Genomic DNA, 22,869 nt, shown 5'->3' with positions numbered 1-22,869 from the left:
CGCCCTGCCCTATGTTAGATTCTCTTTGACAAAGAGCTTAGACAGGTAATCGTGCGCTTCATCTACGTCGAAATCCCCGGATACCGTCCTTAGTATCTTCTTGCTCTCATAATAAGCTATTATCTCAGGAACGGTGTTTTCGTAGACCTTTATCCTGTTTAAGATCGTATCTTCCTTATCGTCATCCCTCTGGTAAAGCTCGCCGCCGTCCTTATCGCATTTGCCGGCTACCTTCGGGGGTATATTCTTTACGTGGTAATTCTCGCCGCAGATCCTGCAGACCCTCCTTCCGGAGAGCCGCTGTATTATCGTTTCGACCGACGTCTTGAAATAAAGGACCAGGTCGACCGGCCGTTTGAGTTCCGCCAGCGTGGCGTCGAGGGCCTTTGCCTGCGCCGCTGTCCTCGGGAAACCATCGAGCATGAAACCTTTCTCGCAATCCGGTTTCGCGACGCGCTGGGCGACCATCTCTATCACGACATCGTCGGGGACGAGCTCTCCCTTGTCCATATAGACCTTCGCCTTCAAGCCTATCGGCGTCTTAGTCTTTACGGCTTCGCGCAAGATATCCCCGGTAGAGATATGCGGGATCTTATATTCCTTAGAAAGAACCTTTGCCTGCGTCCCTTTTCCGGCGCCGGGCGGGCCCAGGAGAACGAGTCTCAACGGCCCCTCGACTTCAACCTGCCCGACTTCATGAAACCGTCATAGTGCCGCATCAAAAGGAACGACTCGATCTGCTTCATCGTATCGAGCATAACACCGACTATGATAAGGAGCGCGGTGCCGCCGAAGAAGCTCGCCACCAGGTACGGTATCTGGAGCCATTTCCCGATGAAATCAGGGATTACGGCTATTATCGCCAGGAAAATAGCTCCGGGCAACGTGACGCGGTTTAAAATAAAATTAAAATAATCCTCTGTCGGCCTGCCCGGCCTTACTCCCGGTACGAAACCGCCGTATTTTTTCATATTATCCGCCAGGTCGCGCGGGTTAAGCGTTACCGCCGTGTAAAAATAAGTGAAGAATATGATCAATGCCGCGTAGAATGTCGTGTAGACGACACCGCCGTGCTGCAAAAACGCCAGCATGCTCTTTATCGTCTGGTTGGGTATAAACTGCGCTATCGTCGCGGGAAACAGCAGGATCGACTGGGCGAAGATTATCGGGATGACACCGGCCTGGTTCACCCTCAACGGGAGATATGTGCTCTGGCCGCCCATCACCCTTCTTCCTACTATCCGTTTCGCGTATTGCACCGGGATCCTTCTCTGGGCCTGGGTTATCATGATGACCGCGATGATGACCGCGAAGATCATCACCGCCATGAGGATCAGGGTAAATACGCTCAACTGGCCGGCGGCAACGAGGGTGGTGAGGTTATGCATCGCCGTCGGTATCCTCGAAATTATGGACGCAGTTATTATTATGGACATGCCGTTGCCGATGCCGTATTCGGTTATCTGTTCGCCGAGCCACATGATGAAAGCGGTGCCGCTGACCAGGGTCAGGATGGTCACCAGGCGGAAACCCCAGCCCGGGTTCTGGACTATCTGGATACCGATAGTGTTATGTAGGTTCTCGAGCCAGAAACTGGTGAACAACGCCTGTATGGCGCCGATCACGAGAGTCCCGTAACGCGTATACTGGGTTATCATCCTTCGGCCGTGCTCCCCGCCTTCCTTGGCGAGTTTCTCAAAATAAGGGAAAGCGAACGTCAAAAGCTGCATTATGATGGAACTCGATATATAAGGCATGATGCCGAACGCGAAGATCGTCATCTGGGACATGGCGTTCCCGGTGAAAAGATCCATTATGTCGAACAGCGACCCGCCCGACCTCTTGGATTCCTGCTCTATAAATTGAGAAAGAGCGTGCCCGTCGATGCCCGGAGTCGGTATATACCTGCCGAGGCAATAGACGGCGAGAAGCGCCACAGTGACGAGGAGCTTCTTTTTTAACTCAGGTATCTTTAATATATTGCCGAACGCTTTGATCATTATTTAACGATCTCTGCTTTTCCGCCAGCTTTTTGTATCTTCTCGGCCGCGCCCGCCGAAAACGAATTCGCTTTTACGGTCAGGGGCTTCGATATCTCTCCGCCGCCCAATATCTTTACCGGGATCTTCGTATTTTTGATGATGCCCTCCTTGAGCAGCTCTTCGGGAGTTACGATAGAATTCTCCTTGAAAGAACTAAGGTCCGAAAGGTTCACTATCAGGAATTTTTTCTTGAACCTGTTGGTGAAGCCCCTCTTCGGGATCCTTCTTATCAAAGGCATCTGGCCGCCTTCGAATTCCGGATGTATATGGGCACCGGACCTGGACTTCTGGCCATTCTGGCCTCTCGTCGAGGTCTTGCCGTGGCCGGAACCCGGCCCCCTGCCTACTATCTTTCTTTTCTTTGTGGCCCCAACCGGGACGTGTATCTCGCCTAGCTTCACTTAGATCGCTCCTTTTATTCTCTTGCTCTCTTCCCTGTTACTGAGGCTCTTAAGGCCCACGACCGCCGCCTTGATGACGTTTATGGCGTTGTCCGAGCCCAATGACTTGGAAAGTATATCCTTAATGCCGGCGGCATCGCACAGGGACCTTATAGGGCCTCCTGCGATTACTCCGGTACCGGGAGAGGCGGGCTTAAGCAAAACTTTGCCCGCGCCGTATTTGCCGATGACTTCATGGGGTATTGTCGTCCCGACGATCTCTACCTGGAACATCCTTCTCCTCGCGTCGACAAGGCCTTTCCTGATAGCTTCAGCCACTTCATTCGCCTTGCCGTACCCGAAACCGACCTTTCCCTTCCCGTCCCCGACGACAAGCAGGGCGGAAAACGACATCTTCTTGCCGCCCTTTGTGACTTTAGCGACGCGGTTTATGCTCAATACCTTTTCGCTTAACTGTTTATCCTGATCTCTGCGTTCTGCCAATTTTTCTCTCCTGGATTGCTTTTTCTATCCCAAAATTTGGGCTAGAATTCGAGTCCTGCTTTCCTGGCGGAATCGGCCAAGGCCTTTATCCTGCCGTGATAGAGATACCCGCCCCTGTCGAAGACGGCTTTCTTTATGCCTTTTGACTGCGCCGCTTTCGCGACCATCTCGCCTAAAGCCTCCGCGGCCTTCACGTTCCCGCCCGTCTTGACCTTGTCCCTTAAACTCTTATCCATGGTCGATACCGCGCAGATCGTCACGCCCTCGATATCGTCTATGAGCTGGACCGCTAAGTTGTTTATGCTCCGGCGGACGGACATCCTCGGCTTATCCTTCGTGCCGATGATCCTTCTCCTGATCCTGTTATGGCGCCTCTTCCTGTGCAATTCTTTATTTACAGCCATGGGTATTAACCTACCGCCTTTCCTACTTTCTTTCTCACGTATTCGCCCACATACCTGATGCCTTTGCCTTTATACGGCTCAGGCGGGAATATGTCCCTTATCTCCGCGGCGACCTGCCCGACCTTATGCTTATCTATACCTTTTACTATAAGCTGGGTGGGTTTCGGCGCCTCTATGACTATCCCTTCCGGGATGGGAAACTCGACCGGGTGCGAAAAACCCAGCTGCATAACGAGCTTCTTGCCGCTGACCTGGGCCCTGAAACCTACGCCCTGGATCTCAAGGTCTTTCTGGTAACCGCTGGTGACGCCCAGGATCATATTATTGATAAGTGTGCGCGTAAGGCCGTGCAGCGCGCCGACGTTCTTGAGCGATTCGCCGCCCTCATGAGGCGTCACGATGATCTGCTCCCCTTTTATTTCGGCTTTGATCAAGGGATGCACTTGTTGCGAAAGTTTGCCTTTCGGGCCTTCCACAAGCACGGAATCCCCGTTAATACTGACCTTGACGCCTTTGATTATCTGTATTGGTTTTTTACCTACTCTTGACATTTTTCACCCTTACCATATATAACATAATACTTCGCCGCCCGCTTTAAGTTCCCGGGCTTCTTTATTGGTCATTACCCCTTTGGAGGTCGATATGACAGCCACTCCGAGTCCGCGCAGCACGATCGGGATCTTGCTATAAGGCGTATATACCCTTAATCCCGGTTTTGATATCTTTTTTACGTTCTTTATGACGCTGCGGTTCGATGAATATTTCAGGTAAACGCGGACCTTACGGGACGCCTCTAGAGGCTTGAAGTCGGAGATATAACCCTCCCTCTTCATGATCTCGAGGATCTCTTTGTTCATCTTGGACTGGACCACATCGACGCTATCTTTCTTAGCGCGGGTCGCGTTCCTTATCAGCGTCAAAAAATCAGCTATCGGATCTGTAATGGACATTTCTGTTCCTTTTGGATTATTACCAGCTTGCTTTTGTTATGCCGGGGATCTCACCCTTCGAAGCCAATTCCCTGAAACATATGCGGCACAGCTCAAACTTGCGCAGGTAACCGCCTGACCTGCCGCAGAGACGGCACCTGTTGTATTTCCTCGCCGAGAATTTAGCCGGCCTCTTCCATTTTTCTATCAAAGATTTTTTAGCCATATCCTAACCTTGTTTTTTGAAAGGCATACCGAAAATACGCAACATCTCACTCGCCTCATCATTCGACTTGGCGCTCGTAACTATTATGACATCCATACCCTGGACCCTCGCGACCCTGTCAACCTCTATCTCCGGGAATATCGTCTGCTCGCGCAGGCCGAGGGCGTAATTACCTGAACCGTCGAAGGTATCCGACGGGACGCCGCGGAAGTCCTTGATCCTGGGGAGGGCGATATTGACCAGCCTGTCCAGGAATTCATACATCTTCGCGCCGCGCAGGGTCACCTTGCATCCTATAGGAGAGCCCTCTTTTATCTTGAAATTCGCGATAGCCTTTTTGGCGCGCGTTATTACCGGCTTCTGCCCGGTTATGGTAGTGAGGTCGGCAAGCGCCGCTTCGAGTATCTTTATGTCTTCCGCGCCTTTCCCGACCCCCATATTTACGACGATCTTCTTTATGCGCGGCACCTGGAAGAGATTCTTGTATCCGAATTTCTTGGTCAGCTGCGGTATCACTTCCTTATGGTAAAAGCCGACGAGCCTGGGTGTGATAGTGGCCGTTTTCATCAGGCAAGCGCCTCCTTGCACTTCATGCATATCCTCGTCTTCTTGCCGTCCTTACCGGCTGTTATCCCGATCCTGACCGGCTTTCCGCATTTGGGGCAGACAGGCATGATATTGGACAGCGCTATCGGGCTCTCTATCTGTATTATCCCGCCCTGCGGATTCTTCTGTGTCTTATGGGCGTGCTTCTTCACGAAGTTACGCCCCTCGACTATAGCTTTACCGGCACCGGACAGTATCCTCATGACGCGGCCTGTTTTTCCGTTATCCCTGCCCTTCATTATCATTACTGTGTCGTTCTTCCTTATCCTTATCATCTATATTACCTCTGGAGCTAACGATATTATCTTCGAAAAACCCCTTTCACGCAGTTCCCTTGCCACCGGGCCGAATATCCTCGTCCCCCTAGGGTTCTTCTGGGCATCGATTATGACGATAGCGTTGCTGTCGAACCTGAGATAAGAACCGTCGGATCTCCTGGTCGGCGATTTCAGCCTCACCACTACGGCGTTGGCGACCTCGCCCTTCTTTACTATCGCATCCGGGGTAGATTCCTTTATATGGATCTTGATTATATCCCCAAGGTCGGCCATTACCTTCCCGTGGCGTCCCAGGACCTGTATCATGGCGGCTTTTTTCGCGCCGGTATTATCGGCTACAACCAATATAGAACGCAACTGTATCATTTCAGTACCTCAACCAATCTCCATCTCTTGTCTTTGGAGATCGGGCGTGTCTCGACTATCTTTACCCTGTCCCCGACCTTCGCCTTCTTTTCCTCGTCGTGGACCTTTAATTTTTTCACGCTGCGGATGGTCCTCTTGTAGGCAGCGTGCTTCGAGAAGGACTCCACCTTCACGACGATGGTGTTCTGCATCTTGTCGCTGGTCACTATCCCTAATAGTTCTTTCCTGCTGCCTCTTTCGTTCATATCTTGATATCCTTTTCCCTTATTATGGTCAGTATCCGCGCGATGTCTTTCCTCATCTGGCGGATCTGGTCGGGCTTCTCGAGCTTTCCGATCTTGGCCTGCTGGTTCAGCTTGAAGAGCGATTCCGTAAGCAGGTTATATTTCGCTTTAAGCTCCTCCGCCGCCATATTCCTTAATTCCTGAGTTTTCATCGGCATCTTAAGTTATTTCCCCGGGTTATGCGGCCGTTCTTGCTCTAGCCACGAATTTTGTTTTCAAGGGAAGCTTCGAGGACGCGAGACGCATCGCCTCTTTGGCTATCGATTCGGGAAGGCCCTCGACCTCGAACAGGATCCTGCCGCGCTTTATGACGGCGACCCAGTGGTCGGTCATGCCTTTTCCTTTACCCATCCTCGTTTCGGCGGGTTTTTTGCTGACAGGCTTGTCCGGGAATATCCTTATCCAGGCCTTGCCGCCGCCTTTGAGGTGGCGCGAGATGACTACCCTCGCCGCCTCAATTTGCGTATTCTTTATCCAGCCGTTCTCGAGGCACTGGAGGCCGTATTCGCCGAACGCCATTGACGAACCGGTCATCGCAACGCCCTTGCGCCTGCCTCTTTGCGACTTTCTGTATTTTACTCTCTTGGGAAATATCGCCATCTATAAAACTCCTTGTCCCGTACTTTTCGTAAAAAGTGAGGGGCTCGATTAACCCTGAGCGGGTGGCTCGGGTGCCTTACCTGTCGCCTCAGGCTCCTCAACCGCTGCCTTCCCTACTACTGTTTTCTTGTCGAGGATATCACCCTTGTATATCCATGATTTCACGCCTATGAGCCCGTAAGTGGTGAGCGCCTCAGTAAAGCCGTAATCTATATCCGCCCTGAATGTCTGGAGGGGGACTTTCCCTTCCTTATATCCTTCCGTCCTGGACATTTCAGCGCCGCCCAATCTTCCCGCGCACTTGACCTTTATGCCCAAAGCGCCGGAATTCATCGCCTGCTGGACCGCTTTCTTCATGGCGCGCCTGAAGGCAATGCGTTTCTCCAACTGGAAGGCGATGTTCTCCGCCACAAGCTGGGCGTCGGTAGAGGGATTCTTCACCTCTTTTATCTCTATATATATCTCTTTCTTCGTCTTATCCTGCAGGTCATCGCGCAGGCGGTCGATATCCGCGCCTTTCCTGCCGATTATGATACCCGGCCTGGCGGTATATATTATGACTTTCGCCCTGTTGCTGGCGCGCTCGATATCAATGGATGATATGCCCGCGGCGGAAAAAGTCTTTTTGACGTATTTGCGGATCGCGAGGTCCTCATGGAGGGCATCGGCAAAGCCCTTCTTCCTGGCAAACCAGCGCGATTTCCAGTTCTTAATATATCCCAACCGCATTGATATCGGATTTACTTTATGACCCACTAACTCCTCCTATTTCTTCCCCGTTTTCGGCGCAGCGCCTTTTACGGGAGTTTTCTTTACCGGTGCTTCCGTCCTGCCCAACTCTATGATTATATGGCTGGTCCTTTTCCGTATCATCGTGGCCCTGCCCATGGCTTGGGCTTTGTAGCGCCTCATTATGGGGCCGTCGTCGGCGGTTATCTTCCAGATGAAAAGCTCGTCCTGCTTCACTTTCCCGTCCTGTTTCGCCGACGCGATAGCCGATTTCAACGCGCGGATCAGGTAGATGCGGGAACGCTTTTCGATATTCTCTAAAATGCCGAGCGCCGAATTCACGTCCTTGCCCCTGATAACGTCCATGACCTTGCGCATCTTATAGGGGGATGTCTTGATATATTTAGCTACTACTCTTCCTGCTGATACCATCTCTTCCGATTATCCTCTGGTTTAAGTTACAGCCGGCGCTTCTTTTGACTTGACGCCGCCATGCTTCCTGAATGTCCTCGTCGGGGCGAACTCCCCGAGCTTGTGCCCTACCATATTCTCGGTGACAAATACCGGGATGAACTTGTTCCCGTTATGCACCAGGAAAGTATAACCGATAAATTCCGGGACGACGGTCGACCTTCTTGACCATGTCTTGACGGGCTTCTTGTCGCCCTTCATCTTCTCTATCTTCTTGAGCAGTTTCGCTTCAACAAACGGCCCTTTTTTAGCCGAACGCCCCATCTATTATCTCCTCCGCTTGATTATCAATCTGTCAGAATACTTGCCTTTTTTCCTGGTCCTGAAACCCTTAGCAAGCTGACCCTCGCGTGAAACCGGATGCGGGTTACCCTGCCCGGACTTGCCTTCGCCGCCGCCGTGCGGATGGTCATGCGGGTTCATCGCAACACCTCTGACCGTCGGGCGTATGCCCATCCATCTCTTCCTGCCGGCCTTTCCTATTGATATCGTTCCGTGCTCGACATTGCCTACCTGGCCGATAGTCGCATAGCAGTCCAGGTGGATAAGGCGTATCTCGCCCGAAGGCAGTTTTATGTTAGCGTACTCGCCTTCCTTTGCCATGAGCTGCGCGCTCGTTCCCGCCGAACGGACGATCTTCGCGCCCATACCTTTGGCCAGCTCGATATTATGTATAAATGTACCTACCGGTATATTTTTTATCGGAAGCGCGTTGCCGGGTTTGATATCGGCATCAGGCCCTGACATGACGCTATCGCCTACTTTCAGGTCAACCGGAGCTATGATATACCTCCGCTCTCCACCCTCATATTCCAGCAGAGCAAGGAAAGCTGACCTGTTCGGATCATACTCGAGCGCGATGACCTTAGAAGGTATGCCGGCCTTGTCACGCTTAAAGTCCACTATCCTGATCATCCTCTTATGGCCGCCGCCCTGGTGGCGTACGGTCACATGGCCGTGGTTATTGCGCCCGGCTTTCTTCCTCTTCGGCAAAAGAAGGTTCTTCTCCGGCTCTTTCTTTGTCAGCATCGAGAAATCCGACGATGTCATCCACCTTCTCGATTTCGTATATGGTTTATATGTCTTTAGCATTTGCTTTACCTTATGTCGTTACGTCTATCTTGTCGCCCTTACGCAATGTCACTATCGCCTTCTTCCAATCGGGCGTCTTGCCCGGCTTGAACCTTACCCTGCGCCATTTTCCGGACATTATCATGGTGTTGACGTCTTTCACCTTGACTTTGTATACCAGCTCGATGGCTTTCTTTATCTCCGCCTTATTGGCGTCCTTGTAGACCTCGAACACATATTTGTTGAAAGGCAACAGGGTCGAGCCTTTTTCGGAATGGAGCAGACCCTTTAATATCTTAAATTTCTGTATCATTGTTTCACCAGCATTTTAGTGAGTGCCGCAAGTGCCTTCTGGGTCAATACCAGTTTTTGCTGTTTCAGCACTTCGTAAGCGTTGAGCGATTTGTAATCCCTCAGAAGAAGATTGGCTATATTGCGCGATGCCCTGACCACCGTCTCATTTTTTTCTTCCAACACCAGCAAAGGCTTCTTCTCGGCCTTTATATTACGCAGTGCCGCGGCGATTTCTTTCGTCTTCGGCTTATCAAGCTTTATGTCGTCGAGGACTATTATATCCTTGTCGTTGAGCTTGGCGTTAAGGCTTGAGATCAGCGCGAGGCGCTTTACCGACTTCGGCACCTCATAGGAATAATCCCTCGGGTGCGGGCCGAATACCTTGCCGCCGCCCCTCCATAAAGGAGACCTTGTGGTGCCTGCCCTGGCGCGGCCGGTGCCCTTCTGCTTCCAGGGCTTCTTTCCGCCGCCGGAAACGTCCGAACGGGTCTTTGTGGAAGCCGTCCCCTGCCTCTGGTTGGCCTCATACATCCTTATTACCTGGTGGAGGATCGGTTCGTTGACCTCGCCGTTGAATATATCTTTGTCCAGCTCGATCTTGCCGACTGATTTGCCTTTTATATTATAAATTTCTATTTCTGCCATTATTTCTTCCTAGCCTCTTTCTTTGCGCCAGTCTCCTTCTTGCCCTTCTCTTTCTTCTCCATGGTGATCACCAGCTGCGGTATCTTCGCCTTGGCGCGTTTCAAGGCCTTCTTGATAACCAAAAGGCTGTTCGCAGGTCCGGGGACGGCGCCTTCAACAATAAGGAGGTTATTCTCCGGGTCTATCTTTACGACCTCGAGGTTCTGGACGGTAACTGTGTCGCCGCCCATCCTTCCGGGCATATGATGACCCCTTATGACCCTACCGGGGGTCGTAGACGAACCTATCGAACCGACTCTGCGGTGCGACGTGGAACCGTGCGTCTTCTTCCCTCCATGCCAGTGCCATCTCTTCATGCCGCCTTGGAACCCTTTACCTATGGAGGTGCCGACGACATCTACGGCATCGCCCGCGGCGAAGACATCGACCTTTACCTCCTGGCCGAGCTCGAACTTCTGGTCGGCTGAAATCCTGATCTCCCTGACGTACCTTTTAGGGGTTACTTTTGTCTTCTTGAATTTTCCCATGTCAGGCTTGCTTACGTTCTTTTCTTTCTTTTCGCCGAAGCCGATCTGGACGGCGTCATATCCGTCTTTGGCCTTTGTCTTTATCTGCAGAACATTGCAGGGGCCGGCCTCGATCACGGTGACGGGTATGACCCTCCCGTCATCCCTGAAGACCTGGCTCATTCCTATTTTTTTTCCTAATATTCCTACTGGCATTTTACGGTTACCTGATCCTTTTGTTCATTTACTTTATTTCTACGTCCACACCGGCCGGAAGATCGAGTTTTTTCAAGGCATCGATTGTCTTCGATGTAGGCTCGACGATATCCAAAACGCGCTTGTGCGTCTTGAGCTGGAACTGTTCGCGCGATTTTTTGTCGATATGCGGCGAGCGCAGGACCGTATATACTTCCTTATCCGTCGGAAGGGGTATCGGTCCCAGGACCTTCGCTCCGGTCCTCTTCGCGGTCTCCACTATCTCGGCCGCGGACTGGTCGAGGACCCTGTGGTCGTATGCCCTGAGTTTTATCCTGATCTTGGCTTTCTGGACTGTAGTTGTCATCGTTACGCTATAACCTCTGATACCGCGCCCGCGCCTACGGTGTGGCCGCCTTCGCGTATGGCGAAGCGCAAGCCCTTCTCTAAGGCTACGGGGATTATGAGTTCGACTTCGAATGATACGTTGTCTCCGGGCATGACCATCTCGACGCCCTTTGGAAGCGTGGAGACGCCGGTGACATCTGTGGTCCTAAAGTAGAACTGGGGCCTGTATCCGGTAAAGAACGGCGTGTGCCTGCCGCCCTCTTCCTTGGTCAGGATGTAGACCTGGGCTTTGAACTTGGTGTGCGGGGTGATAGAACCCGGCTTGGCCAATACCTGGCCGCGCTCCAGGTCTTTCTTTTCGATGCCCCTTAAGAGGACTCCCGCGTTATCTCCTGCCATGCCCTCATCGAGGAGTTTTCTGAACATCTCGATGCCGGTTACTACTGTCTTACGCGTATCCTTGCGCATACCTACGATCTCGACCTCGTCGTTTACCTTGACGACACCGCGCTCAATACGGCCTGTGCCGACGGTACCCCTACCTGTGATGGAGAATACGTCTTCGATGGCCATCAGGAAGGGTTTATCGGTCTCGCGTTTGGGGTCGGGGATGTAGGTGTCTAATGCTTTGACTAATTCAAAGATGGGTTTGCAGTTGGGGCAGTCGTCTTTGCCGCAGGCGCAGTTCATGGCGTTTAGGGCCGAGCCGCGGACTATCGGGGTCTTATCCCCGGGGAATTCATATTTGGTGAGGAGTTCTCTTACTTCGAGCTCGACTAAGTCCAGGAGCTCTTTATCGTCGACTACGTCGCATTTGTTCATGAATACCGCTATATAGGGGACGCCTACCTGGCGGGCCAGGAGTATATGTTCTCTTGTCTGGGGCATCGGGCCGTCTGGGGCCGATACGACAAGGATAGCTCCGTCCATCTGGGCGGCGCCGGTGATCATGTTCTTTATGTAGTCGGCATGGCCCGGGCAGTCGACGTGGGCGTAATGGCGCTTGTCGGACTGGTACTCTACGTGGGCGATGTTTATCGTGATGCCGCGCTCTTTCTCTTCAGGGGCGTTATCGATAGAGTCATAGGCGCGGACTTCTGCCATACCCTTCTTGTTCAAGCACAGGGTAATGGCGGCGGTCAATGTCGTCTTGCCGTGGTCGACATGGCCTATGGTACCTACGTTTACGTGGGTCTTATTGCGTAAAAATTTTTCCTTTGCCATTGGATTCCTCCTTTTAGCCTTTCGTCGCGGAAGCTATAACTTTTTCCGCTATTTGTCTCGGAACTTCCGTATAGCACGAAGGTTCCATTGTATATGTTCCACGGCCCTGTGTCAAGGACCTTAGGGCCGATGCGTATCCGAACATCTCGGCCAACGGGACGGTCCCTGCTAGGACCTTCGCGTTAGCCCTTTGGTTTATGGAATCTATCTTTGCGCGGCGTGAATTAAGGTCTCCTATGACCGAGCCCATGAATTCATCGGGTATCGTGACCTCTATCTCCATGATAGGCTCGAGCAATACAGGTCCGCCCCGTTTCAGGCCATCCACAAAACCCATGGAACCGGCGGTCTTGAACGCCATTTCCGATGAGTCGACCTCATGATATGAGCCGTCGACTAATGTGACCTTGACATCTATTACCGGATATCCCGCGAGAGCGCCGCTCTTGGCCGCCATCAATACGCCGGCTTTTGCCGCGGGTATATATTCCTTCGGGATAGAACCGCCGACGATCTTGTTTATAAAAGTGATTCCCGAATTCGGCTCGCCCGGCTCCATATCCAAAACCACATGGCCATACTGGCCGCGGCCGCCGGACTGGTGTATGAACTTTCCGACGCTGTGCGACGGTTTCGTCACGGTCTCTTTATACGCGACCTGCGGTTTACCGACATTCGCCTCGAGCTTGAATTCCCTCATCATCCTGTCGACGATGATCTCAAGGTGGAGTTCTCCCATACCGGATATTATGGTCTGGCCGGTCTCCTGGTTATAATTGACCCTGAAAGAGGGGTCCTCTTCCATGAATTTATTCAAGACCATGCCGAGTTTGTCCTGGTCGGCCTTGGTCGCCGGCTCGATTGCGAGCGAGACGACGGGCTCGGGGAAATGCATCGACTCGAGAGTTATCGGATGGTCCTCATTGCAGATCGTGTCGCCGGTCTTTGTATCTTTTAACCCGACCGCGGCGGCGATCTCGCCGGAATATACCTGCTCGACAATCTCCTGTTTGTTGGCATGCATACGCACGATCTTTCCGATACGTTCTTTGACGTCTTTATTGGAATTATATATATATGAACCGGCCTCAAGCACGCCGGAATATACCCTGAAATATGTGAGCTTGCCTACGTAAGGGTCTGACATTATCTTAAAAGCCAGCGCGCAGAAAGGCTGGTCATCCGACGCCGTCCTCTCCTCGTGCTGTCCCGACTCGGGATTTAATCCCTTCATCGGGGGCACGTCGAGCGGGCTCGGGAGGTAATCGCATACCGCGTCCAAAACCGGCTGGACTCCTTTGTTCCTGAACGAGCTACCGCAGACGACCGGGACCACGACGCTCTTGACAACGGCCTTTCTTAACGCCTTCTTTATCTCTTCGATGGTCGGCTCCTGGCCGTGGACGAATTTTTCCATGAGGTGGTCGTCGACTTCGGCTATCTTCTCTATCATATGCGCGCGGTATTCCTTCGCCATCGAGAGGAGGTCGGCCGGCACATCCTGTATCTCGAATTCGACGCCTTTTACGTCATCATACTTAAGGGCTTTCATCTCGATAAGGTCGACTATGCCCTTGAAATTCTCTTCACTGCCGTAAGGTATCTGTATCGGAACAGGCACAGCGCCCAATCTCTCTATCATCTGTTTTACCGTTCCAAAAAAATCCGCGCCTGTCCTGTCCATCTTGTTTATATAAGCGATCCTCGGGACCTTGTACCTGTCCGCTTGGCGCCAGACCGTTTCGGACTGGGGTTCTACCCCTCCGACCGCGCAGAATACTACGACCGCGCCGTCGAGGACCTTGAGCGAACGCTCGACTTCTACCGTGAAATCCACATGTCCCGGCGTATCGATGAGGTTTATGCGCACATCTTTCCAGAAGCACGTCGTGCTGGCCGAGGTAATGGTGATCCCTCGTTCCTGCTCCTGGGCCATCCAGTCCATCGTGGCGGTGCCTTCGTCGACACTGCCGATCTTATGGACGCGGCCTGTATAGAAGAGCACCCTTTCGGACGTCGTCGTTTTTCCGGCATCTATATGAGCTATGATGCCTATGTTCCTTGTATTCTCTAAAGAGTATTCTCTAGCCATGTTTTGTCTATTTGCTGCAACCTGTGTTGTTATAGCCATCGTCGTCCATTTTTACCATCTAAAGTGGCTGAAGGCCTTGTTCGCCTCTGCCATCTTATGGATATCCTCGCGTTTCTTTACCGCGGATCCCGTGCTGTTATAAGCATCGATTATCTCGGCAGCCAGCTTATCGACCATCGGCTTGCCTTTGCGGCTTCTTGCGAAATCCCTGATCCACCTCATCGCGAGCGAGATGCCCCTGTCCTGGCGCACTTCGATCGGGACCTGGTATGTCGCGCCGCCGACCCTCCTGGATTTGAGCTCTACCAGGGGCCTGGCGTTATCAAGCGCCTTCTGGAAAGTTTCGAGCGGCTCTTTGCCGACTTTCTTTGCCGCCTGTTCAAATGCCCCGTATACGATCTGTTCTGCGGTCGATTTCTTCCCGCACTCCATGATCATATTCATGAATTTGGAGACGATCTTCGACTTGAATTTCGGGTCCGGTAAAATCTCTCTTCCTTCGGCTTTACGTCTTCTCATATTTTATTTAACCTTACTTGGGCATCTTCGCGCCGTATTTCGAGCGCGACTTCTTCCTCTGGTTTACTCCCGCGGCATCCAATGTCCCGCGGACGATGTGATATCTGACTCCGGGCAAATCTTTAACTCTTCCGCCCCTGACTAATACGATAGAATGCTCCTGAAGGTTATGGCCCTCACCCGGAATATATCCCGTGACCTCTATGCTGTTCGTCAGCCTCACCCTGGCGATCTTCCTTAACGCCGAGTTGGGTTTCTTCGGCGTCATCGTCTTGACCTGAAGGCATACGCCGCGCTTCTGCGGGCATTTTTTCAACGCCGGGGATTTTGTCCTCTTCCTTTTCTGTTCCCTGCCGTACCTTATCAATTGCGATATCGTTGGCATTTAATCTCCTGATTACAGATTTTTTCCGACTTCTATATTCCTGTGTGCCTCAAAACCCGTTCCCGCTGGTATGAGATGGCCCATGATGACATTCTCTTTCAAGCCCCTGAGCTCATCGCGCTTCCCGCTTGCGGCCGCGTCGGTAAGGACCCTTGTCGTCTCCTGGAAGCTCGCCGCCGAGATGAAGCTTTCGGTCGATAGCGCGGCCTTGGTTATGCCGAGAAGCATTTGTGTCGCGCTCGCGGGCTTGCCGCCCTTCTTCTTGACGCGTTCGTTCTCTTCAAGGAACTTGAATTTGTCGACCTGCATACCCACCAGGAAATCGGTGTCGCCCTGCTCGTCTATCCTGACCTTCTTGAGCATCTGGCGGACGATGACCTCGATATGCTTGTCGTTTATCTTTACTCCCTGGAACCTGTAGACTTCCTGTATCTCGTTGACGAGATATTCCTGGAGTTTCTTATCGCCGGATACGCGCAGGATGTCCTGCGGAACTACGGGTCCGTCTATAAGCTGCTGGCCCGCGACGACTTTATCGCCCTTGTATACGTTAAGGTGCTTGCCGTGCGGGATCAAATATTCCTTTTTCATGTTCGTCTGGGGATTCTTGACGACGACGCGGCGCTGGCCTTTCTTCGAAGGGCCGAACTCCACGACACCGTCGATCTCGCTTATGATAGCCGGGTCCTTAGGCCTGCGGGCTTCAAAGAGCTCGGCCACGCGCGGCAGACCGCCGGTAATATCTTTTGTCTTGATAGTCTTGCGCGGGGTCTTGGCAATGAGGTCGCCGCCCGCAACCTTCTGTCCGTCCTTTACGACGATGTGCGCGCCGGACGGGATCGAATAAAGGGCCTGGACTTCATCCTTATTGTCGAGTATGACGATCTGCGGATGGTATTCGCCCTTATGCTCGATGACGACTCTTTCGGTAAGCCCTGTTTCGGAGTCAGCCTCTTCCCTGATCGTCTGGCCGTCTTTAATATCTTCATAACGGACTTTGCCCGAGACTTCCGTAAGTATCGGGACGGTGTAAGGATCCCATTTGACGAATATCTCGTCCTTCGAGACCTTCTTTTCTTCCCCGACCGTTAAAAGCGCGCCGTGCGGGACCGTGTATCTCTCAAGTTCGCGGCCGTTCTCGTCATTGACGGAGATCTGCCCGTTCCTGTTAAGGACCACGAATCCCTTCTCCTTCTCCGCGACCTTCAGATTGTGGTATTTGACAATACCCTTGTTCTTCGATTTGATGAAAGACTGGGCGACGACTCGGTACGCCGTACCGCCGATATGGAAAGTCCTCATCGTCAGCTGGGTGCCGGGCTCGCCGATAGACTGCGCCGCGATTATGCCGATGGCCTCTCCGAGCTCTACCATCCTGTTTGTCGCGAGGTTACGGCCGTAACACTTGGCGCATAAGCCGTGGTCGGCCTCGCAGGTCAGGACCGATCTTATCCTTATCCTCTCGATCCCCGCCTGCTCGATGCGTTCGCCGGCCTCTTCGGTTATCTGGTCGCCGGCCGAGACTATGACCTCGTCGGTGATTATATCCACTATATTATCCAGCGCTACCCTGCCGATGATCCTTTCCTTCAGAGGCACGACCACCTCATCGCCTTCGATAATGGCGCTGACGAAAATACCGTTCAATGTGCCGCAGTCGTCGCCGGCTATGATGACATCCTGCGCGACGTCTACGAGCCTGCGGGTCAGGTAACCCGAGTCAGCGGTCTTCAAAGCGGTATCAGCAAGACCCTTCCTCGCGCCGTGCGTCGAGATGAAATATTCGAGCACCGTGAGGCCCTCGCGGAAATTCGCGGTAATGGGGCTCTCAATGATCTCGCCGGAAGGCTTGGCCATGAGGCCTCTCATGCCGGCGAGCTGCCTGATCTGCTGTTTCGAACCGCGTGCGCCGGAGTTGGCCATCATTAATATAGGATTGAACTGATCAAGCTCATCAAATATCTTGTCCGAGATCTTGTCCGTCGTCGTTGTCCAGATGTCGATGACATTGTTATATCTTTCGCCGTCGGTTATAAGGCCCTTCCTGTACTGGGTCTCGACATGGAGGACTTCTTCGCGGGCTTCCTTGATAAACTTATCTTTCTCTGTCGGTATATGGAGGTCATCGATCGCTATTGATATGCCGGCTACAGTGGCATATTCGAAGCCGAGTTTTTTGAGTTTATCCAGTATCTCGACGGTCTTTTTCTGGCCGAACTGCTTGTGCACATCCAATATAACGCCGCCGAGTTCGGATTTGCTCATCGGCCTGTTGACGAACAGCAAACCTTCGGGAAAGACGTTGTTGAATATGACCCTTCCTACGGTCGTGTCGATGATCTTGCCGTCTATCCTCACCTTTATCTTCGAGTGAAGCGTTATCTGGTCGTCATCAAAAGCGATAAGGGCTTCCTCTTTGTCGCTGAAGACCTTGCCTTCGCCCTTCGCCCCGTCTTTGTCCTTCGTCAAATAATAGCAGCCGAGGACTATATCCTGCGTCGGGGTGGTTATCGGATTGCCGTTAGCCGGCGAGAATATATTATTCGTAGAGAGCATGAGGAGCCTGCATTCCATCTGCGCCTCTATCGAAAGCGGCACATGGACGGCCATCTGGTCGCCGTCGAAATCGGCGTTGAAAGCGGTGCAGACCAGCGGATGTATCCTTATGGCTTTACCTTCTATAAGGACCGGCTCGAATGCCTGGATGCCGAGCCTGTGGAGCGTCGGGGCGCGGTTCAGCATGACCGGGTGTTCCTTGATGACGTCATCAAGTATATCCCATACCTCAAGGCGCGCCTTTTCTACCATCTTTTTCGCGCTCTTTATCGTATGGACGAAACCCTGTTCCCTGAGCTTTCTTATAATGAAAGGCTCGAAGAGCTCGAGCGCCATCTTCTTCGGAAGGCCGCACTGGTTAAGTTTAAGTTCCGGCCCTACGACGATGACCGAACGGCCAGAATAATCTACGCGTTTTCCGAGCAGGTTCTGGCGGAAACGTCCCTGTTTGCCTTTGAGCATATCGCTTAAGGATTTGAGCGGCCTGTTCCCGGGACCGAGGACCGGCCTGCCGTGGCGGCCGTTATCGAAGAGCGCGTCGACAGCTTCCTGGAGCATCCTCTTCTCGTTCCTTATGATTATCTCGGGAGCCTTCAGTTCGAGCAATTTTTTAAGGCGGTTATTCCTGTTTATGACCCTCCTGTAGAGGTCGTTCAAGTCGCTCGTCGCGAACCTTCCGCCGTCAAGCGGGACCAGCGGACGCAGGTCAGGCGGCAGGACCGGGATAACATCTATTATCATCCAATCGGGCTTGTTGCCGGATTTCCTGAAGGCCTCGACTATCTTCAAGACCTTGGCGATCTTCTTCTGGGCCTGTTCGGCCTTGGCCTTCTTGAGGTCGGCGTGCAGCTTTGTCGCCATCTTATCAAGGTCTATCTCCTTGATAAGCTGCCTTATCGCTTCTGCCCCCATCCTCGCTTCGAATTTATGGCCGAACTTCTCAAGCGCCTCCTGGTACTGCTCTTCTGTCAGGAGCTGTTTCCTCTTGAGGGAAGATTCGCCCGGGTCGACGACGATATATTCTTCGTAATATAGGACCCTTTCGAGATCCCTTAAATTTATGTCCAGGAGAGCGCCCATCCTGGTGGGCATGGCCTTAAAGAACCATATGTGAGATACCGGAGCGGCCAATTCGATATGGCCCATCCTCTCGCGCCTTACCTTTGAGAGGGTCACCTCGACGCCGCACCTGTCACAGACTATGCCCTTGTATTTTATCCTCTTGTATTTTCCGCAGTTGCACTCCCAGTCCTTTGTGGGGCCGAATATCTTCTCGCAGAAGAGGCCGTCTTTTTCCGGCTTGAGCGTCCTGTAGTTGATCGTCTCGGGTTTCTTGACCTCGCCGCGCGACCAGGAACGGATAGTCTCGTTCGATGCGATCTTGATGCTTATCGCGTCGAAAGTCGTGGGCTCCTCCATAGACTTATCGCGGGGCTTCAGGAACATATCGTCCTTCTTCGATTTCTTTGCGGCTTTTTCTAAAATATCTTCTTTTAACATTATTTTTTCTTCTCCGTCCTTACGTCAAGACACAGGCTCTGGAGTTCTTTTAACAAGACATTAAACGATTCTGGGGTGCCGGGCTGAAGCGCGTTCTCGCCCTTCACTATAGCCTCGTATATCCTCGTGCGGCCCACGACATCGTCAGATTTGACCGTCAATAATTCCTGCAAAGTGAAAGCTGCGCCGTAGGCCTCGAGCGCCCAGACTTCCATTTCGCCGAACCTCTGTCCGCCGAACTGCGCCTTTCCGCCGAGCGGCTGCTGGGTGACGAGGGAATACGGGCCGATCGAGCGGGCGTGTATCTTCTCGTCCACAAGGTGGATAAGCTTCAGCATATATATGTAGCCGACCGTTACTTTCTGGTCGAAAGCCTTGCCTATTAAACCGTCGTAGAGGGTTATGCGGCCGTCCTGGGGCAAGCCGGCGGCTTTCAATTCCTTCTTTATCTCTTCCTCCCTGGCGCCGTCGAAGACCGGCGAAGCGACATGGAAACCCAGCACTTTCGCGGCCCAGCCAAGATGCGTCTCCAGTATCTGCCCGACGTTCATACGGGAAGGAACGCCCAACGGGTTCAATATTATCTCGACGGCCGTGCCGTCCGGGAGGAAAGGCATATCCTCTTCCGGAACTATCCTAGCGACGACACCTTTGTTCCCGTGGCGACCGGCCATCTTGTCGCCGACCTGGATCTTCCTCTTTGTGGCGACCATTACAACGACCTTCTTCAATACGCCCGCCGGTAGCTCGTCGCCCCTCTTTATCTTATCTATCTCACGCTCTTCCTCATACTCGAGTTCGTGTATCTGGTCGTCGAGTATCTTTATGATGCGTTTTATCTCTTCCTCGGCTTCCTTGTTCTCAGGAAGCTTTATATTATCCAGGTCGCATCTCTCGAGTTTTTTGAGGTCAGTCTGCCTTATCGTCTTGTCTTTAGCGATGAGGGTCTCGCCGGTCTCGTCATCGACGAGGCTCGCGGCGAGCTTCTGGCCTACCAGGACCTTCGAGAGCTTCTGCGCCTTCTGTTTCTGTATGTTGTTTATCTGACTGCTATATTCCTTCTTGATCTTATCGGTCTCGTTTATCTCTTTCTGCACTTCTTCTTTGGTCTTCGATTTTCCGCCCTTCCTGCTGAAGACCTTGACTTCGACGACCGTACCCTCTACGCCGGGCGGGACTGTCAGGGAAGTATCCCTGACGTCGCCGGCCTTCTCGCCGAATATGGCGCGGAGCAATTTCTCTTCGGGGGAAAGCTCGGTCTCGCTCTTAGGCGTGACTTTTCCGACTAAAATATCGCCGGGCTCGACTTCGGCGCCGATCCTGACGATACCGTGCTCGTCGAGGTTCTTGAGCGCGTCTTCGCTCACGTTCGGTATATCGCGCGTAACCTCTTCGTTGCCCAAACGGGTATCGCGCGCCTCGCTATCAAATTCTTCTATGTGCAGGGAAGTGTAAAGGTCTTCCTTGACCAGCTTTTCGCTTATTATGATCGCGTCTTCAAAATTATAACCTCTCCACGGCATGAAAGCGACCAGTACGTTCTTTCCCAGCGCCAATTCGCCTTCCGAGGTGCCGGGGCCGTCGGCTATGACTTCGCCCTTCTTTATCTTCTGCCCGAGTTTCACTATCGGCCTCTGGTTGACGCAGGTATCCGCGTTTGAACGCATGAATTTGCGCAGCCTGTATGTCTTATCGCCTATGGTTATCTCGTCGGCCTGTACTGACTTCACTACGCCTTCCTCTTCCGCGACGATAACGGCGCCGGAGTCTTTCGCGGCCCTGTATTCTATGCCTGTCGCGATAAGCGGGGCCTCGGTGACCATAAGAGGCACGGCCTGGCGCTGCATGTTCGAACCCATAAGGGCGCGGTTCGCGTCGTCATGCTCGAGGAACGGGATGAGGCTCGCGGCGATCGAAACGAGCTGTCTCGGGCTCACATCCATATAATCCACTTTTTCCCTGGGCGTGAGCGGGAAATCGCCCTTATGCCTGCAAAGCACATCACTTTCCGCGAAACGGCCCGACGATTCGAGCCTTGCGTTCGCCTGGGCGATTATATATTTATCCTCGATGTCGGCCGAAAGATAATCGGTCTTCTCCGAGACCTTCCCCTTCTCGGCCTTCCTGTAAGGGGTCTCAATAAAACCAAATTCGTTTATGCGCGCGTAAGTGCAGAGAGAGGCTATGAGGCCGATGTTCGGGCCTTCAGGCGTCTCGATCGGGCAGATGCGGCCGTAATGCGAATGATGGACGTCGCGGACCTCGAAGCCTGCCCGCTCGCGCGAGAGGCCGCCGGGACCGAGCGCGCTCAAGCGGCGCTTGTGGGTCATCTCGGCTAACGGGTTCGTCTGGTCCATGAACTGCGAGAGCTGCGAACGCCCAAAGAAATCCCTTATTACGCTTGAGACCAGCTTGGAATTTATCAGGTTATGCGGCATTATGTTCTCGAGGTCGTATATCGAGAGCCTCTCGCGTATAGACCTTTCGAGTCGGGCAAGGCCGATCCTGAACTGGTTCTGCAGCAGTTCTCCGACGGTGCGGATGCGCCTGTTCCCGAGATGGTCTATATCGTCGAGCTGGCCTTCGCCGTTCTTGAGCTTTATAAGATATTTGATTATCGCTACCAGGTCCTGGGGAGTTATCGTCCTCTGGTCGAGAGGCAGGTTCAGGTCGACCTTCCTGTTTATAATATAACGGCCGACGCGGCCCAGGTCGTATCTCTTGGGATCGAAGAATAGCCGGTTTATCAGGTTCTGCGCCGATTCGACCGTAGCCGGGTCGCCGGGGCGCAGCTTCCTATATATATCTATGAGCGCCTCATCCCTCGACTTGAGATGGTCTTTCTGGAGCGTATTCTCTATTTCAGGAGAGGCCTGCCTTAGTATCTGTATCGATCTCACATGATGCTTGTCCCAAAGCTCTTCCACAAGTTCTTTATCGAGCTTCTTATATTTCAGGTTGAGCGCCTCTCCGCTCTTTTCGTCCACGATGTCAGCGGCTATCGTATGGCCGATAAGGTCTTTGAGGTCCTGCTTATCTTTGAGCGTCTTTGTATCGATGCCGCAGAACGCGTCAAGTATATCACCGTCTGTCGAATAGCCCATCGCACGTAAAAGCACCGTAGCGAGGACTTTCTTCCTCCTGTCGATGACCGCGTGCAGGCAATCGTTTACGTCGAACTCGAACTCTATCCAGGAGCCCCTGTAAGGTATCACCCTTGACGAGAAGAGCTTCTTTCCGTTAGCGTGGGTCTCTTCCTCGAATGAAACGCCCGGGGAACGGTGCAGTTGGCTTACGATGACCCTTTCATCGCCGTTCACGATAAAAGTTCCCGTCCTGGTCATAAGGGGCAGTTCGCCTAAATAGACTTCCTGCTCCTTGATGTCCTTCTTTCCCCTTAGGCGTATTTTAAGTTTAAGGGGTACGGCGAATGTCATGCCAAGCTTTAACGATTCGAAATCGTCATACTTAGGCTTCCCGAGAGAGTAGTTGACATACTCGAGCTTATACGCGCCGTCTGGGCTCTCTATTGGGAAGAATTCATGAAATACCTCTTCAAGCCCCGTACGCCCTCTCTTCGCTTTGGGCACGTCCGTTTGGAGAAAATCATCATACGAACGGACCTGCACGTCGAGAAGGTTGGGCATCTCGAAAAGTTCAGGTAATTTTGCGTAATTCTTCCTTTTTATCGCCATTTGGTTTTCCCGGATTTGGT

Annotated in this window: 27 protein-coding genes and 1 pseudogene; all 28 read right to left on the bottom strand. The window is 52.6% G+C overall.

The features are described from left to right. Window positions 1-9: 9 nt before the first annotated feature. Window positions 10-666 carry an adenylate kinase gene (locus PHO67_00650; protein ID MDD5545656.1) on the bottom strand — a complete coding sequence of 219 codons (657 nt, stop codon included), beginning with the start codon at window positions 664-666 and terminating at the stop codon, window positions 10-12. Further along, window positions 663-2,000 carry a preprotein translocase subunit SecY gene (gene secY / locus PHO67_00645; protein MDD5545655.1) on the bottom strand — a complete coding sequence of 446 codons (1,338 nt, stop codon included), beginning with the start codon at window positions 1,998-2,000 and terminating at the stop codon, window positions 663-665. The genes PHO67_00650 and secY overlap by 4 nt, the downstream gene beginning before the upstream one ends. After that, the gene (gene rplO, locus PHO67_00640; protein ID MDD5545654.1) at window positions 2,000-2,443 is read right to left on the bottom strand and encodes a 50S ribosomal protein L15; all 444 of its coding nucleotides are present in this window, start codon (window positions 2,441-2,443) and stop codon (window positions 2,000-2,002) included. Before rplO ends, secY begins: the two co-directional genes overlap by 1 nt. Beyond that, complete coding sequence (rpsE, locus tag PHO67_00635; protein ID MDD5545653.1) at window positions 2,444-2,926, bottom strand: 30S ribosomal protein S5; 483 nt, start codon at window positions 2,924-2,926, stop codon at window positions 2,444-2,446. A gap of 41 nt (window positions 2,927-2,967) precedes the next feature. After that, window positions 2,968-3,330: a 50S ribosomal protein L18 gene (gene rplR / locus PHO67_00630; GenBank protein ID MDD5545652.1), complete on the bottom strand. Its 363-nt coding sequence runs from the start codon at window positions 3,328-3,330 to the stop codon at window positions 2,968-2,970. A 5-nt stretch (window positions 3,331-3,335) separates the two neighbouring features. Beyond that, a complete protein-coding gene (gene rplF / locus PHO67_00625; GenBank protein MDD5545651.1) occupies window positions 3,336-3,881 on the bottom strand; it encodes a 50S ribosomal protein L6 in 546 nt (181 codons plus the stop codon). 9 nt (window positions 3,882-3,890) lie between these two features. Further along, window positions 3,891-4,280: a 30S ribosomal protein S8 gene (gene rpsH / locus PHO67_00620; GenBank protein ID MDD5545650.1), complete on the bottom strand. Its 390-nt coding sequence runs from the start codon at window positions 4,278-4,280 to the stop codon at window positions 3,891-3,893. A gap of 19 nt (window positions 4,281-4,299) precedes the next feature. Further along, window positions 4,300-4,485 (bottom strand): type Z 30S ribosomal protein S14, encoded by a 186-nt coding sequence (locus tag PHO67_00615; protein MDD5545649.1) that lies wholly within the window; start codon window positions 4,483-4,485, stop codon window positions 4,300-4,302. Window positions 4,486-4,488: 3 nt separating this feature from the next. Further along, the gene (gene rplE, locus PHO67_00610; GenBank protein MDD5545648.1) at window positions 4,489-5,037 is read right to left on the bottom strand and encodes a 50S ribosomal protein L5; all 549 of its coding nucleotides are present in this window, start codon (window positions 5,035-5,037) and stop codon (window positions 4,489-4,491) included. Window positions 5,038-5,051: 14 nt separating this feature from the next. Next, the gene (gene rplX, locus PHO67_00605) at window positions 5,052-5,366 is read right to left on the bottom strand and encodes a 50S ribosomal protein L24 (GenBank protein ID MDD5545647.1); all 315 of its coding nucleotides are present in this window, start codon (window positions 5,364-5,366) and stop codon (window positions 5,052-5,054) included. Continuing rightward, window positions 5,367-5,735: a 50S ribosomal protein L14 gene (rplN, locus tag PHO67_00600; protein MDD5545646.1), complete on the bottom strand. Its 369-nt coding sequence runs from the start codon at window positions 5,733-5,735 to the stop codon at window positions 5,367-5,369. Continuing rightward, entirely contained in the window at window positions 5,732-5,980 is a 249-nt protein-coding gene (rpsQ, locus tag PHO67_00595) for a 30S ribosomal protein S17 (protein ID MDD5545645.1), read from the bottom strand. The genes rplN and rpsQ overlap by 4 nt, the downstream gene beginning before the upstream one ends. After that, a complete protein-coding gene (gene rpmC, locus PHO67_00590; GenBank protein ID MDD5545644.1) occupies window positions 5,977-6,177 on the bottom strand; it encodes a 50S ribosomal protein L29 in 201 nt (66 codons plus the stop codon). The genes rpsQ and rpmC overlap by 4 nt, the downstream gene beginning before the upstream one ends. Before the next feature lie 19 nt (window positions 6,178-6,196). Further along, window positions 6,197-6,619, bottom strand: coding sequence for a 50S ribosomal protein L16 (rplP, locus tag PHO67_00585; GenBank protein ID MDD5545643.1), 423 nt, complete (start codon window positions 6,617-6,619; stop codon window positions 6,197-6,199). Window positions 6,620-6,667: 48 nt separating this feature from the next. Continuing rightward, the gene (gene rpsC, locus PHO67_00580) at window positions 6,668-7,375 is read right to left on the bottom strand and encodes a 30S ribosomal protein S3 (GenBank protein ID MDD5545642.1); all 708 of its coding nucleotides are present in this window, start codon (window positions 7,373-7,375) and stop codon (window positions 6,668-6,670) included. A 9-nt stretch (window positions 7,376-7,384) separates the two neighbouring features. Then, complete coding sequence (rplV, locus tag PHO67_00575; protein MDD5545641.1) at window positions 7,385-7,780, bottom strand: 50S ribosomal protein L22; 396 nt, start codon at window positions 7,778-7,780, stop codon at window positions 7,385-7,387. 21 nt (window positions 7,781-7,801) lie between these two features. Beyond that, window positions 7,802-8,083: a 30S ribosomal protein S19 gene (gene rpsS, locus PHO67_00570; GenBank protein MDD5545640.1), complete on the bottom strand. Its 282-nt coding sequence runs from the start codon at window positions 8,081-8,083 to the stop codon at window positions 7,802-7,804. Between the two features lie 3 nt (window positions 8,084-8,086). After that, window positions 8,087-8,911, bottom strand: coding sequence for a 50S ribosomal protein L2 (rplB, locus tag PHO67_00565; GenBank protein ID MDD5545639.1), 825 nt, complete (start codon window positions 8,909-8,911; stop codon window positions 8,087-8,089). Window positions 8,912-8,921: 10 nt separating this feature from the next. Then, on the bottom strand, window positions 8,922-9,203 hold the full coding sequence (rplW, locus tag PHO67_00560; protein ID MDD5545638.1) for a 50S ribosomal protein L23: 282 nt from the start codon (window positions 9,201-9,203) through the stop codon (window positions 8,922-8,924). Next, the gene (gene rplD, locus PHO67_00555; protein ID MDD5545637.1) at window positions 9,200-9,829 is read right to left on the bottom strand and encodes a 50S ribosomal protein L4; all 630 of its coding nucleotides are present in this window, start codon (window positions 9,827-9,829) and stop codon (window positions 9,200-9,202) included. The genes rplW and rplD overlap by 4 nt, the downstream gene beginning before the upstream one ends. A 98-nt stretch (window positions 9,830-9,927) precedes the next feature. After that, a pseudogene (gene rplC / locus PHO67_00550) lies at window positions 9,928-10,551 on the bottom strand (50S ribosomal protein L3). Between the two features lie 28 nt (window positions 10,552-10,579). Then, on the bottom strand, window positions 10,580-10,897 hold the full coding sequence (gene rpsJ / locus PHO67_00545) for a 30S ribosomal protein S10 (GenBank protein ID MDD5545636.1): 318 nt from the start codon (window positions 10,895-10,897) through the stop codon (window positions 10,580-10,582). 2 nt (window positions 10,898-10,899) lie between these two features. Beyond that, window positions 10,900-12,102, bottom strand: coding sequence for an elongation factor Tu (tuf, locus tag PHO67_00540; GenBank protein MDD5545635.1), 1,203 nt, complete (start codon window positions 12,100-12,102; stop codon window positions 10,900-10,902). A gap of 13 nt (window positions 12,103-12,115) precedes the next feature. Next, window positions 12,116-14,194: an elongation factor G gene (gene fusA / locus PHO67_00535; protein ID MDD5545634.1), complete on the bottom strand. Its 2,079-nt coding sequence runs from the start codon at window positions 14,192-14,194 to the stop codon at window positions 12,116-12,118. A 51-nt stretch (window positions 14,195-14,245) separates the two neighbouring features. Next, entirely contained in the window at window positions 14,246-14,713 is a 468-nt protein-coding gene (gene rpsG / locus PHO67_00530; GenBank protein MDD5545633.1) for a 30S ribosomal protein S7, read from the bottom strand. Window positions 14,714-14,726: 13 nt separating this feature from the next. Continuing rightward, on the bottom strand, window positions 14,727-15,098 hold the full coding sequence (rpsL, locus tag PHO67_00525) for a 30S ribosomal protein S12 (GenBank protein MDD5545632.1): 372 nt from the start codon (window positions 15,096-15,098) through the stop codon (window positions 14,727-14,729). A 12-nt stretch (window positions 15,099-15,110) separates the two neighbouring features. Then, on the bottom strand, window positions 15,111-19,100 hold the full coding sequence (gene rpoC, locus PHO67_00520; GenBank protein MDD5545631.1) for a DNA-directed RNA polymerase subunit beta': 3,990 nt from the start codon (window positions 19,098-19,100) through the stop codon (window positions 15,111-15,113). A gap of 53 nt (window positions 19,101-19,153) precedes the next feature. Next, window positions 19,154-22,849 carry a DNA-directed RNA polymerase subunit beta gene (rpoB, locus tag PHO67_00515; GenBank protein MDD5545630.1) on the bottom strand — a complete coding sequence of 1,232 codons (3,696 nt, stop codon included), beginning with the start codon at window positions 22,847-22,849 and terminating at the stop codon, window positions 19,154-19,156. Window positions 22,850-22,869 lie beyond the last annotated feature (20 nt).

The organism is Candidatus Omnitrophota bacterium (genome assembly GCA_028716565.1).
Taxonomy (GTDB): Bacteria; Omnitrophota; Gorgyraeia; order Pluralincolimonadales; family Pluralincolimonadaceae; genus Pluralincolimonas.
The sequence above is the reverse complement of the archived record's forward strand: the minus strand, read 5'-3'. Positions and strand labels throughout refer to the sequence as shown.